This window comes from Rugamonas sp. DEMB1 (genome assembly GCF_029834475.1).
GTDB classification, from domain to species: Bacteria; Pseudomonadota; Gammaproteobacteria; order Burkholderiales; family Burkholderiaceae_D; genus Rugamonas; species Rugamonas rubra.
Genome location: NZ_CP122407.1, coordinates 451820 through 464904, shown reverse-complemented (window position 1 = coordinate 464904; position 13085 = coordinate 451820). Strand labels below are relative to the sequence as shown.

At 70.9% G+C, this 13085-nt stretch carries 11 protein-coding genes and 1 pseudogene; 6 read left to right on the top strand and 6 right to left on the bottom strand.

What is annotated here, in order from left to right; all coding sequences use genetic code 11:
- Positions 1-149: 149 nt before the first annotated feature.
- Positions 150-1502, bottom strand: coding sequence for a metalloprotease PmbA (pmbA, locus tag QC826_RS02105; protein ID WP_279764193.1), 1353 nt, complete (start codon positions 1500-1502; stop codon positions 150-152).
- Between the two features lie 94 nt (positions 1503-1596).
- Between pmbA and yjgA the strand changes: the two genes are divergently transcribed.
- The 3 genes from yjgA (at position 1597) to QC826_RS02090 (ending at position 3541) form a co-directional block, all read left to right on the top strand.
- Positions 1597-2199, top strand: coding sequence for a ribosome biogenesis factor YjgA (yjgA, locus tag QC826_RS02100; protein WP_093382265.1), 603 nt, complete (start codon positions 1597-1599; stop codon positions 2197-2199).
- A 67-nt stretch (positions 2200-2266) separates the two neighbouring features.
- Positions 2267-2857, top strand: a complete 591-nt coding sequence (gene mog / locus QC826_RS02095; RefSeq protein WP_279766362.1) for a molybdopterin adenylyltransferase — start codon at positions 2267-2269, stop codon at positions 2855-2857.
- Positions 2858-2872: 15 nt separating this feature from the next.
- Complete coding sequence (locus tag QC826_RS02090) at positions 2873-3541, top strand: alpha/beta hydrolase (RefSeq protein ID WP_279764192.1); 669 nt, start codon at positions 2873-2875, stop codon at positions 3539-3541.
- An 85-nt stretch (positions 3542-3626) separates the two neighbouring features.
- On the opposite strand, the gene QC826_RS02085 is transcribed toward QC826_RS02090, so the two are convergent.
- The gene (locus QC826_RS02085) at positions 3627-4181 is read right to left on the bottom strand and encodes a carboxymuconolactone decarboxylase family protein (protein WP_279766361.1); all 555 of its coding nucleotides are present in this window, start codon (positions 4179-4181) and stop codon (positions 3627-3629) included.
- Positions 4182-4301: 120 nt separating this feature from the next.
- Between QC826_RS02085 and QC826_RS02080 the strand changes: the two genes are divergently transcribed.
- Positions 4302-5633, top strand: coding sequence for an aspartate aminotransferase family protein (locus QC826_RS02080; RefSeq protein ID WP_279764191.1), 1332 nt, complete (start codon positions 4302-4304; stop codon positions 5631-5633).
- 196 nt (positions 5634-5829) lie between these two features.
- Here the strand turns inward: QC826_RS02080 and QC826_RS02075 are convergent, their stop codons facing one another.
- From QC826_RS02075 to QC826_RS02060, 4 genes and pseudogenes are all read right to left on the bottom strand, one after another.
- The gene (locus QC826_RS02075) at positions 5830-6681 is read right to left on the bottom strand and encodes a fumarylacetoacetate hydrolase family protein (protein ID WP_279764190.1); all 852 of its coding nucleotides are present in this window, start codon (positions 6679-6681) and stop codon (positions 5830-5832) included.
- 71 nt (positions 6682-6752) lie between these two features.
- Positions 6753-7613, bottom strand: a complete 861-nt coding sequence (locus QC826_RS02070) for a 2OG-Fe(II) oxygenase (RefSeq protein ID WP_279764189.1) — start codon at positions 7611-7613, stop codon at positions 6753-6755.
- Positions 7614-7678: 65 nt separating this feature from the next.
- Complete coding sequence (locus QC826_RS02065) at positions 7679-8938, bottom strand: MFS transporter (RefSeq protein ID WP_279766360.1); 1260 nt, start codon at positions 8936-8938, stop codon at positions 7679-7681.
- Between the two features lie 32 nt (positions 8939-8970).
- Positions 8971-10408, bottom strand: a pseudogene (locus tag QC826_RS02060) (KamA family radical SAM protein).
- 268 nt (positions 10409-10676) lie between these two features.
- Between QC826_RS02060 and QC826_RS02055 the strand changes: the two are divergent.
- Both QC826_RS02055 and QC826_RS02050 read left to right on the top strand, forming a co-directional pair.
- Entirely contained in the window at positions 10677-11129 is a 453-nt protein-coding gene (locus QC826_RS02055; protein WP_279764188.1) for a cache domain-containing protein, read from the top strand.
- 64 nt (positions 11130-11193) lie between these two features.
- Positions 11194-12888, top strand: coding sequence for a methyl-accepting chemotaxis protein (locus QC826_RS02050; protein WP_279764187.1), 1695 nt, complete (start codon positions 11194-11196; stop codon positions 12886-12888).
- The last annotated feature ends 197 nt before the right edge of the window (positions 12889-13085 follow it).

The window sequence follows — 13085 nt, the reverse complement described above, 5'->3', positions numbered from 1 at the left end:
TTTTGACGTTACGAAAACGTTACAGCATTGCTACATGCTGGCCACAGTGTATGAGCAGTCCCCGAAGCGCGCAACGAAAATATGGCGGCGCAAACGACAATGGCCGCGCAGGGCGGCCATCGGGCGTGGTCAAACAACAGTCGGCGCGCTTAGCCGCCGGCCACCACCATGTTTTCGAGCAGGATCGAGCCGGTCTGCTTGGTGCCGCGCACCAGCACGTCGGCGCCGACGGCGACGATCTGCGCCAGCATGTCCTTCATGTTGCCGGCGATGGTGATCTCCTCGACCGGGTATTGGATGATGCCGTTCTCGACCCAGAAGCCGGAGGCGCCGCGCGAGTAGTCGCCGGTGACGTAGTTGGTGCCCTGGCCCATCAGCTCGGTGACCAGCAGGCCGGTGCCCATCTTCTTGAGCATGGCGACGAAGTCGTCCGACGGCTCGGTCAGGCTGGAGGTGAGCGACAGGTTGTGCGAGCCGCCGGCGTTGCCGGTGGTTTGCATGCCCAGCTTGCGCGCCGAATAGGTCGACAGGAAATAGCCCTGCACCACGCCGTCCTTGACCACGTCGCGCTTGACGGTGCGCACGCCCTCCTCGTCGAACGGCGCCGAGCCGACCGCGCCGACCACGTGCGGGTCTTCCTTGACCTGGATGTGCGAGGGGAACACGGCGGTGCCGAGCGAGTCGAGCAGGAAACTGGACTTGCGGTACAGCGCGCCGCCCGAGGTGGCTTGGACGAAGGCGCCCAGCAGGCCGGCCGCCAACGGCGCCTCGAACAGCACCGGGCAGGTGCGGGTGTCGAGCTTGCGCGCGTTCAGGCGCGACAGGGCGCGCTCGGCGGCGTAGCGGCCGACGGCTTCGGCCGAGCTCATCTTGGCCGGGTCGCGCACCGAGGTGTACCAGTCGTCGCGCTGCATCTTGGCGCCCTTGCCGGCGATCGGCGCGACCGACAGCGTGTGGCGCGAATACGGGTAGCCGCCGATGAAGCCGCGCGAGTTGGCGGCGACGAAGTGCGACTGCTGGACGTGGACGCCGGCGCCCTCGCTGTTGGTGATGCGCGGGTCGACGGCGAAGGCGGCCGCCTCGGCGCGCTGGGCCAGGGCGACCGCCTCCTCGGTGGAGATGGTCCAGGGGTAGAACAGTTCGAGGTCCCGCGGCGCCATTTCCAGCATGTCGGCGTCGGCCAGGCCGGCGCAGTCGTCGTCGGCGGTGAAGCAGGCGATGTTGTAGGCCGCCTCGACGGTGGCGCGCAGCGCCGCCGGCGAGAAGTCGGAGGTGCTGGCGTTGCCGCGCTTCTGGCCGATGAAGACCGTCACGCCCATGCCCTTGTCCTTGTTCTGCTCGATGGTCTCGATCTTGCTCTTGCGCACAGACACCGACAGCCCGCTCCCCTCGCTGATTTCGACGGCGCAATCGGTGCCGCCCTTCTCCCGGGCGAACGTCATGACGTCGCGGGCGAGTTGTTTCAATTGGTCCTGGCTGTGGGTAAATACGGAGTCGTTCATGGGCTGTTTTCTTCGGATGGCCGCTAAAACAGGTATCATAGCAGTCGTTTACAGTTTACAGGGGCGGCCTCGCGCTAAACCTGGAGTTAATAATATGCCAAATCCAAACCGGGGCGCTTGCGGCTTCCAATCATCCGAGTTCGAGCAGGAATACGAACGCCCGTCAAAATCCGAAATGAAGCGCCAGGTCAACGCCCTGCAGGAACTGGGCGCGGCGCTGATCGCCGAGCCGCGCGACCGCGTCAAGCGGGTGCCGATGCCGGAGGACGTGCGCGACGCCATCCTCGAGTGCCAGCTGATCACCAACCACGAAGGCCGCCGCCGCCAGCTGCAATACGTCGGCAAGAAGATGCGCACCCTGGACGAGGCCGAAGTGGCGGCGATCCAACAGGCGATCGACAGCTGGAAGGGTTTGTCCAAGGCCGACACCAACGCCATGCACGCGCTGGAGCGCCGCCGCGAGAAGCTGCTGACCGACGACAAGGTGCTGACAACCTTGCTGGCGGAAAACCCGGAGCTGGACGCGCAACACCTGCGCACGCTGATCCGCAACGCCCGCAAAGAGCAGGCCGAGAGCAAGCCGCCGAAGGCCTACCGCGAAATCTTCCAGATCCTCAAGCAGATCGAGGCGAAGAAGACCAAGGCGAAGGCGGCCGACGCCGCCGCCGAGCTGGACGACGAAGAAGATGACGAGTAACAGCCCGAGCAACGGCCCGGGTAGCGGCCCGAGTCACGGCGCCGGCAACGGCGCCGGCGAGGCGGAACTGGTGATCGGCCTGGTGTCGGTGTCCGACCGCGCCAGCGGCGGCGTCTACCAGGACCAGGGCATCCCGGCCCTGCAGGACTGGCTGGCGGCCGCGCTGACCACCCCGTTCCGCGTCGAGACGCGGCTGATCCCCGACGAGCGCGCGCAGATCGAGGCGACGCTGGTCGAGCTGGTCGACACGGCGCGCTGCCACCTGGTGTTGACCACCGGCGGCACCGGGCCGGCGCGGCGCGACGTCACGCCGGAGGCCACCCTGGCCGTCGGCACCAAGGAAATGCCCGGCTTCGGCGAGCAGATGCGACAAATCAGCCTGCACTTCGTGCCGACGGCGATCCTGTCGCGCCAGCTGGCGGTGATCCGCGAGACGGCCGAGCATGCCGCGCTGATCATGAACCTGCCCGGCCAGCCGAAGGCCATCAAGGAAACCCTCGAGGAGCTGCGCGACGCCGACGGCAAGCTGGTCGTGGGCGGTATTTTCGCCGCCGTGCCGTATTGCGTCGACCTGATCGGCGGCCCCTACATGGAAACCAACCCAGCGGTGAGCAAGACGTTCCGGCCCAAGTCGGCGCTGCGTCCGCCCGCCGCCTGACACACTAGGACATTGATGAGCACTTTGCTGGAAACCATCGACATCGAATCGGCGCCGAATCCGGCCGCCGCCATCATCTGGATGCACGGCCTGGGCGCCGACGCCAACGACTTCGTGCCGATGGTGCGCGAGCTGGACCTGCGCGGCCTGCCGGCCATCCGCTTCGTCTTCCCCAACGCCGACACCATGCCGGTCACCATCAACGGCGGCTACGTGATGCGCTCGTGGTACGACATCGTCGCCAACGACCTGGGTCGGCACGAGGACGAGGCCGGCCTGCGCGCCTCGCAGGCCAAGGTCGAGGCGCTGATCGCGCGCGAAGTGGCGCGCGGCATTCCGCTCGACCGCATCATCCTGGCCGGCTTCTCGCAGGGCTGCGCGATGACCTTGCAGACCGGCCTGCGCCAAACGGAAAAGCTGGCCGGCATGATGTGCCTGTCCGGCTACGTGCCGATCGCCGATTTGGCCATCAAGGAGCACACGGCGGCCAGCCTTGCCACGCCGATCTTCATGGTGCACGGCCGCATGGACCCGGTGATCCCGGTGGAACGCGCAGAGCAGTCGCGCGACCTGCTCAAGCAACTCGGCTACCAGGTCGAATGGCACGAATATCCGATGCAGCACTCGGTGTGCCAGGAGGAAGTGGCGCACATCGGCGCCTGGCTCAAGCGCGTGTTGCTGTAGGCGGAACCGCGCCGGCCAAGGCCGGCATCGAGCTCGAAAAATCCCCGGCCGGTCCGGGGATTTTTGCATCTGGCGCCGTGGCGCCCTACTCCGGCAGCGGCGCGGCGGGCGAGGCCGGCACCGCCGTCTGGGCGACGTTCATCACCATCGCCAGCAGGGTGTAGTAGCCGTTGATGCCGATCAAGTCCATCACGCCGTGCTCGCCGAAGCGCTCCAGCGCCGCCGCGTAGGTGGCGTCGCCGACCCGTTTGTGCTCGTGCAGCTCGACGCAGAAGTCGTGCACCAGCGCCTCGTCGGCGCCCATGATGGCGGGCCGGCGGCGCGCGGCGATGGCGTCGATGACGTCGGCGGCGATGCCCTGCTCGGCGGCGATGGGGGCGTGGATGGCCCACTCGACCTGCTGGCTCCATTGCCGCGCCGTGACCAGGATGGCCAGCTCGCTCAGGCGCAGGCCGATGGCGCTGCGGTAGCGCAAATAGGCGCCCATCTTCTGCGCGCTCTCCATCAGCTCGGGGCTGCGGATCAGCGGCACGAAGGGGCCGTAGAGGGCGCCGCGCGGCCCGTCGATGACGGCCTGGGCGGCCAGTTGTTGCAGCGCGCTCATCTGGGCGAAGGGAATCGGGCCTAGTCTATCCTGCATCATGGACATCCTTTTGGTGGGGAAACTATTTGCCCATAGTCGGGGAAAAATCAACAGAGCACAAGCGCGCCGCGCTTATCGTTTGCGGACACCCCGTCACTTTTTTTCCGCAAGGACACCATGAGCCATCTGATCCACCGCCATCTTGGCCAGCGGCCGCCGCTCGCCGTCGGCGCCAGCGGCGTCTACATCGACGACAGCCAGGGCCGCCGCTACCTCGACGCCAGCGGCGGCGCCGCCGTCTCCTCGCTGGGCCACGGCCATCCCGACGTGCTGGCGGCGATGCACGCGCAGATCGAGCGCGCCGCCTACGCCCACAGCGGCTTTTTCACCACCGAGGCGGCCGAGCAGCTGGCGGCGCTGCTGGCGGCCGAGGCGCCGGGCGACCTCGACCACGTCTACCTGACCTCCGGCGGCTCGGAGGCGATCGAGGCGGCGCTCAAGCTGGCGCGCCAGTACTATGTCGAGCGCGGCGAGGCGCAGCGCGGCATCTTCATCGCGCGGCGGCAGAGCTACCACGGCAACACGCTGGGCGCCCTGGCGCTGGGCGGCAACCCGCAGCGCCGGCGCCACTTCGCCCCGCTGCTGATCGACGTGGCGCGGGTGGCGCCCTGCTACGCCTGGCGCGAACAGGCGCCCGGCCAGAGCGAGGCCGACTACACGGCCGGCCTGCTGGCCGAGCTGGAGGCCTGCATCATCGCCGCCGGGCCGCGCCGGGTGATCGGCTTTTGCGCCGAGCCGGTGGTCGGCGCCACCGGCGGCGCGATCCCGCCGACGGCCGGCTACTTCAAGGGCGTGCGGGCGCTGTGCGACAAGCACGACATCCTGTTCATCGCCGACGAGGTGATGTGCGGCATGGGCCGCACCGGCACCCTGCACGCGCTCGAGCAGGACGGCGTGGTGGCCGACCTGGTGGCGCTGGGCAAGGGGCTGGGCGCCGGCTACCAGCCGATCGGCGCGCTGCTGGCGCGCGCGCCGCTGGTGGCCGCCCTGCGCGAGGGCAGCGGCGCCTTCCAGCACGGCCACACCTACGGCAGCCACCCGGTGGCGGCGGCGGCGGCGCTGGCGGTGCAGCGGGTGCTGCGGCGCGACGGCCTGGTGGCGCAGGCGGCGCGCCGCGGCGCGCAGCTGCGCGCGCTGCTGGACGAGGCCTTCGGCGCGCACCCCCACGTCGGCGACATCCGCGGCCGTGGGCTGCTGCTGGGACTGGAGCTGGTGCGCGAGCGCGCCGGCAAGGCGCCGTTCGCGCCGGCGCTGCAACTGCACGCGCGCATCAAGCGGCAGGCCATGGCGCGCGGCCTGATGGTCTACCCGATGGGCGGCACGGTCGACGGCGAGCGCGGCGACCACATCCTGCTGGCGCCGCCGTTCATCGTCAGCCAGGCCGAGCTGGGCGAGATCGTCGGCCGGCTGGGCGAGGCGCTGGACGCGGCGCTGGCCGAGCTGGGCTGAGGCGGCGCGGCCGGCCAACGGTGTCCCCGTGGACCGCCGGGGCGCCGGCCTTAACCCGGGGGCGAAGGGGTCTGACCCCTTGCGGGGTCAGACCCCGTGGCGTATCGGGCTGCGGGGTAGAAAAAACGGACCCGCGCGGGTCCGTTGCCGTTGCTGCTAGTTAATGCTGGCTAGCCGGCCGGCGGCCGGCGCTGCCTTACTTGGCCTGCCAGGCCAGCACGTCCTGCTGCTGCTCGCCCAGGCCGGCGATGCCGGCGCGCAGGGTGTCGCCCTTCTTCAGGAAGCGCTGCGGCTTGCGGCCGGCGCCCACGCCGGGCGGCGTGCCGGTGGCGATGACGTCGCCCGGCTCCAGCGTCATGAACTGCGACAGGTAGCTGACGATCTGCGCCACCGTGAAGATCATGGTCTCGGTGCTGCCGGTCTGCATGCGCTTGCCGTTCACTTCCAGGTACAGGTCGAGGCGCTGCACGTCGAGCACCTCGTCGCGGGTGACCAGCCAGGGGCCGACCGGGCCGAAGGTGTCGCAACCCTTGCCCTTGTCCCACTGCGGGCCGCGCTCGAGCTGGAAGGAGCGCTCGGACAGGTCGTTGACGACGCAGTAGCCGGCGACATAATTCAGCGCGTCCGCCTCGCTGACGTACTGCGCGCGGGTGCCGATCACCACGCCCAGTTCGACCTCCCAGTCGGTCTTCTTCGAGCCCTTGGGCAGCACGATGGCGTCGTCCGGGCCGTTCAGGCAGCTGATCGCCTTCATGAACACGATCGGCTCCTTGGGCGCCTCGAGGCCGGCCTCGGCGGCGTGGTCGGCGTAGTTCAGGCCGATGCCGATGAACTTGCCGATGCCGGCCACCGGCACGCCGAAGCGCGGCGTGCCGCGCACCAGCGGCAGGCTGGCGGTGGCGACCTTGGCCAGCTTGCGCAGCGCCTTGTCGGACAGCGTGGCGGCGTCGATGTCGGCGAGCACGCCGGACAGGTCGCGCAGCTTGCCTTCATCATCGATCAGGCCTGGTTTTTCTTTGCCGGGACGGCCATAGCGAACGAGTCTCATACGTATCCTTGGTGACGATTGCGGGGGGTGCGCCATTCTAACCGATGGCCCCGCCGGCGGCGGGCCGGCCGCTAGTAGTCGCCGGCGCGCAGCCACTTGTTGGCGATCACCTTGCAGCCGGCCAGCACCGGCGCGCCGGCGTGCAGGGTGCGCGGGTCGGGCCGGCCGGCGGCGTCGGTGTTGAGGAAGAACAGCGCGCTGCCCTTGCGCGGGAAGACCTCCAGGCCCAGCTTGGGGAAGACGGTGGCGCCGCCCTGCTCGACCTCGCTCAGGTAGAGGATGAAGGTGGCCAGGCGCTGGCCGCCGCGCGCCAGGTGGGCGCGGTGGCCGGCGGCGTCCGGGTTGAGCCAGTCGAAGTGGGCGCGGTACTCGTTGCCGATGCCGTAGCGCTGCAGCTGGAACGGTTCGCCGCGCTCGAGCGGCCAGTGCGCCAGCGCGGCCAGGCGGCGTTCGACGCGGTCGGCCACGGCGCAGTCGCCGCGCGCGATGAAGGCCATGTCGCTGGTGCGGCCCTGGTGCACGGCGCTGGCGCCGTCGTCCTCGGCGGTGACGGTGGAGCGGCTGTAGCGGCCGTCGCAGTGCTGCCGCAGGGCGGCGCACTCGGCGTCGTCGAGCACGCCGCCGAGCAACACCACGGCGGGGTCGCGCAGGGCGAACAACAACTCGACGGCGCGCCCGCCCGGGCCGTCCGGGGCGGCGGCGCCGGTGTCGATGTAGGGCTGCGCCGGCGCGGCGGCGAAGGCGCCGGCCGGGCAGCCGGGCGCCTGGGCGATGGCGGCGCGCGCCGCCTCGGCGCTGTACTGGCCGGAGCGCACCATGCTGTCGACCATGTCGGCCGGCAGGCAGGCGCGCGCCAGGTTGTCGCGCACCCAGGCCCGCCAGTCGGGCGGCAGGGCGGTGAAGGCGGAGAAGGCGGAGAGCGGGTCGGTCATGGCGGCTGGTCGAAGGGGGGGGCGGGGCCGCCGGCGCCCGCCCCGCCGCGCCGGCGGCGGCGGGCTCAGAGGGCGGCGCGCGGCGGCCGACAAGCCATTCTACCGGAAGCGGCGGCCCCGCCACGGCGCAGCGCCAGGAAGCGCAGCAGGCCGGGCAGTTGCAGCGCCAGCAGCAGGCCGAAGGCGAGCTGGTAGGCGGCGGCCGGATGGCCCTGGCCGGCGCCGGCCGGCCACCAGTCCAGCACCAGGCCGAAGCCGGCCTGGACGGCGAAGGCGCCGAGGAAGATCAGCAGGTTCAGGCAGGTGGCGGCGCGGCCGGTCAGGCCGGCCGGCATGCGCTGGGCGATGATGGTGTATTCGATGCCGGTGACGGTGCCGACCAGGGTGAACAGCACGGCCAGCGGGCGCTGCAGCGGCGCGTAGTTGCAGGCCAGCCCCAGTTGCACCAGCAGGAACAGGGCGACGCCGGCGGCGGCGACGTCGAGCGGGGCCACGCCGCGCCGCCCGGCCCACTCGGTGAGCAGGCCGACCAGCACGGCGCCGACGACGATGGCGGCCATGCCGTAGTACAGCAGCTGGGCGGTCTCGGCCTCGCTGCAGCGCGCCGCCTCGCTCAGCCAGCGGCCGATCCACAGGCCCTGGACGCCGAAGAACACCATGTGCGGCACCAGCATCAGGGCGGCGGTGTCGCGGAAGGCCGGGTGGCGGTAGACCTGGCCCAGGCCGCGCAGGCCGGGCGCGCGGCGCCGCGGCGGCGGCGCCGGCGCGGCCGGCGTGGCGACATGGATCAGCAGCGCCAGCGCGGCGGCGGCGCCGGCCAGCACGACGAACAGGCCGTGCCAGTCGGTGTGGCGCAGCGCCAGGCGCACCGGCACGGTGGCGGCGGCGGCGCCCAGGCCGCCGACGGCGATCAGGCAGCCGTGCACGGTGGGCAGGCGGGCCGGCGCGACCCAGGTCGAGATGGCCTTGACGGCGGACATGAAGCAGCCGCCCAGGCCCAGGCCGATCAGCGCGCGCGCGCACAGCAGCTCGGCGTAGCCGCCGCCGTGGGCGAAGGCCAGCGCGCCGAGCGCCGCCAGCAGCAGCATCGGCGGCTGCACCCGGCGCGGCCCCCAGCGGTCGAGGGCGACGCCGACCGGCAGCTGGGCCAGCGCGAAGGCGAAGTAGAAGACGCTGCTGAGCAGGCCCAGCTGGGCCGGCGTCAGCGCCAGCTCGGCCGTCAGCTGGGGCACCAGGATGGCGTTGACGGTGCGCATCATGCAGGACAGGAAGTGGCCCAGGGCGTAGGGCAGGAACAGCAGGCCGAACAGGGCCGCCCCCGACATCGGCCGGGGCGCGCGCGCGGGGGCGTCCATGGCTAGGCCGCGTTGCTGTGGCCGGGGCCGGGGCCGGCGCCGGCGGCCGCCTCGCCGTGCGCCTGCAGCGCCGGGGTCAGCGGGATCACCTTGCGCGGCGGCGCCTGGCCGGCCAGCTCGTCGTGCCAGCCGGCCTCGCTCTCGAAGAAGAACTTGTCCTTGCCGAAGGCCGGGCGCAGCTCGTCCATCCAGGTGGCCAGCGGGTCGAACTTGGCGTAGAAGGGCTTGCGCACCCAGTCGGCGTTGCGGGCCTGCAGGAACTGCAGGGCGAAGACCTTCTCGCCGCCCACCGTGGCGATGCCGTCGATCACCACCTTGCCGGGGAAGGCGCTCATCGACGGGCCGCGCACGGTGCGCGCCAGGCCCGACACCATCTGGTAGGCGGCCTGGAAGATCTCGTGGGCGCGCGCCAGCGGCAGGCCGAAGTACTCGCGCGGGCCGGTGTCGCGCTCGACGAACATGTAGTAGGGGATGGCGCCGAGGCGCACGCCGGTGCGCCACAGCTCGGCCCAGCTGGCCGGGGCCCTCGTTGATGTGGCGGATCAAGCGCTGCATGCGCAGCGTGGCGCCGGTGGCGACGATGCGCTTGACGGCCTGCTGGGCCAGCGCGCCGCGCAGCTCGACGGCGTGGTTGTAGTGGCCCATGATGGCCATGTTCTTGCCGGCCGCGACGACCTTCTCGAACAGGCGCAGCAGGTCGTCGGCGTCGCGGTCGCTGACGAAGCGCTGCGGCCAGTAGGCCACCGACTTGGTGCCGATGCGGATGTTCTGGATGTGGCCCAGCTCGGGCGCCAGCAGCGGCTCGATGTAGGCGGCCAGTTGGCGGGTGTTCATGATCAGGGGGTCGCCGCCGGTGATCAGCACGTCGGTGACGTCGGGCTTGCCGCGCAGGTAGGCGGCCAGCTCGTGCGACTCCTTGGCGTCGAACTTCATGTCGTCCATGCCGACGAACTGCGGCCAGCGGAAGCAGAAGGTGCAGTAGGCGTGGCAGGTCTGGCCGGCGCTGGGGAAGAACAGCACGGTCTCCTTGTACTTGTGCTGCAGGCCGCGCAGCGGCGCGTCGTTGACGCGCGGCACGTTGTGGGTCATCTGGCCGGCCGGGTGCGGGTTCATGCGCAGGCGGATCTGCCGCACCAGCTGCTGCAGGCGGGCCTGGTCGCCCTGGCCCGGCCCCAGCACCAGCTCGCGCAGCTGGGCGTACTCGTGGGCCGGCAGCATGTCGCGGTGCGGGAAGGTGAGGCGGAAGATCGGGTCGTCGGGCACCCGCCCCCAGTCGATCAGCTGGTCCATCACGTAGGCGTTGGTGCGGAACGGCAGCACGTGGGAGACCACCTGCACCGCCTCCTGCAACTCGGGCGGAATGCTGTCCCACTGGCGCGACTGCGCGATGGTCTGGCGGATATAGGGCTTGAATTTGTCGGCGGCGGGGGCGGCATGCATCGCGGTTCTCCAATCGGGGTAAAAGCGGCGGGACTTTCATGCTAGAACCGGAGCGGCGCGACGGATTGCCGCATATCAACAGACAGCGAAAAAGTTGCGGAGCGGAACACGTGCGCCGTGCAAACCGAGGCTGGCGCGCCACGCCGGCGCGCCAGCCGGGCGCCCGCTTGCGCTAGCGCAATCCCCGCTTCGCCCGGCGGGGTAGAGTACGTCATGCGCATGAGCAACTTTCCCGCGCCCATCCTCCAACCCACCAAAGGAAATCGAGATGAAACGCTTGTTGACCGGCACCCTGCTGTGCCTGACCCTGGGCCCGGCGGCGGCCGTGATGGAGCCGACCGAGAAGAACGCCATCGCCATGGCCGAGCGCGGCGCCGCCTTCATCAAGGAGCACGGCAAGGACGAGATGATCAAGAAGATCAACGCCAAGGACCCCGACTACCTGCAGGGCGAGCTGTATGTCGACATGCGCGACATCCACAGCGGCATCGTGCTGGCCCACCCGATCAACCCCTCGATCATCGGCAATGACCTGACCGACGTGCCCGACGCCAGCGGCAAGCGCTACCGCCGCGAGATCATCGAGCTGGCCCAGCGCAAGGGCAAGGGCTGGGTCGACTACATGTACAAGAACCCGACCAACGGCAAGATCGAGCCGAAGACCACCTACATCCTGCGGGTCGGCGACGTCGTGCTCGAGGCCGGCATCTACAAGAAATAGCCGCAAGGGGGACGGCGCCGCCGTCCCCGTCCATCGCAACATCGACGTCCCGGCGGGAGTGACCATGCTCAAACGATTACGGATCGGCCCTAAACTATTGCTGGCGCCCGGCCTGGTGCTGCTGCTGCTGGTGCTCACCGCCGGCTGCGCCTACTACGGCATGGTGCGGCAGAACGCCTCGCTGGAGAACCTGGTGCAGGTGCGCGCGGCGCGGCTGAAGACGGCGGCCGACGTCGGCGGCGAGGCCAAGCACGCCCACGCCAACATCTACCAGCTGCTGGCCTGGGTCAACGGCGCCTTCGCCCAGCCCCGGGTCGACGCGCTGGTGCGCCAGATCAAGGCGCGCCACGCCGACATCGAGCTCCAGCTGGCCGGCCTGGCCAAGGTGGCCGAGCCGGCCGAGCGCAAGATCGTCGAGACCGCCGTCGCCGCGCTGGCGGCCTACCACAAGGCGGTGCTCGACACCATCGAGATGGCGGCGATGGACCAGTCGATCGCCACCAACTCGATGACCAAGGCGGAGAAGCAGTTCGTCGTCCTCAACGAGGAGCTGGCGCGCCTGGCGGCGCTCGAGAAGCTGCTCAGCGAGCGCGCCCACGCCGAGGCCAAGGCCGAGTTCCACGCCCTCGGCCTGAGCATGGCCGGCGCCGTGCTGCTGTCGGTGCTGCTGTCGATGGCGCTGACCATGCGGGTGCGCAGCGCCATGCTGGCCGACATCCGCGCCATCGCCGAGAACGTGCTCAGCCTGGCCGACGGCCGCCTGATGCCGGGCCGGCGCGCCGCCGGCCGCGACGAGATCGCCGACACCTCGCGCAGCCTGGACCTGGCGATCGGCAAGCTCAACGCCACCCTGTGCAGCGTGCAGCAGGCGGTGCAGTCGATCGACACGGCGGCCCACGAGATCGCCAGCGGCAACCTCGACCTGTCGAGCCGCACCGAGCTGCAGGCCGGCTCGCTGCAGCAGACCGCCAGCGCGATGGACCACCTGACGGCGGCGGTGCGCGACAACGCCGGCCACGCCCGCCAGGCCTGCCAGCTGGCCGCCAGCGCCTCCGAGCTGGCCGGCCGCGGCGGCCAGGCGGTCGACCAGGCGGTGCTGACGATGGACTCGATCCGCGCCAGCTCGCGCAAGATCGTCGAGATCATCGGGGTGATCGACGGCATCTCCTTCCAGACCAACATCCTGGCCTTGAACGCCGCCGTCGAGGCGGCGCGCGCCGGCGAGCAGGGCCGCGGCTTCGCCGTGGTGGCCTCCGAGGTGCGCACCCTGGCGCAGCGCTCGGCCGCCGCCGCCAAGGAGATCAAGGGCCTGATCGCCGCCTCGGTCAGCACCATCGACAGCGGCAGCGCCTCGGTGCACCAGGCCGGCGAGCGGATGGGCGAGATCGTCGCCTCGGTGCAGCAGGTCAACGACATCATCGGCCGCATCAGCGCCGCCAGCGCCGAGCAGGCCGAGGGCATCGCGGCGGTCAACTCGGCGGTGGCGCGCATCGACGACGTCACCCAGCAAAACGCCGCGCTGGTCGAGCAGGCCGCCGCCGCCGCCGGCAGCCTGCAGGAGCAGTCGGCCCAGCTGAGCGGCGCGGTGGCGGTGTTCCAGCTCGAGCCGGCGGGGCCGGCGGCGCCGGCCCAGGCCCGGGCCCGGGCCGAGGCGGCCAGGGAGGCCAAGGCGGCGGCCGAACGGCGCGCCGGCGCCAGCCCGATGCGGGCGCCGCCGCCGCCGCGGCCGGGCCTGGCCGGCCGGCGCCAGCAGGCCTGAGCCGGCCGGCGGCGGCGCCCCCGGCGCCCCCGGCGCGGCCGGGGCGCCAAGCCAAGGTCAGACTCCAGGCCTGCGCCTGGGCGCATACGCATAGGCAGGGTCAGTGCCGACATTCGGACACAGACTCAGCATTCAAGAGCCTCGGGGGCTTGAGCAATGGTTGAGATCGTGTCCGAATGTCGGCACTGACCCTGGCG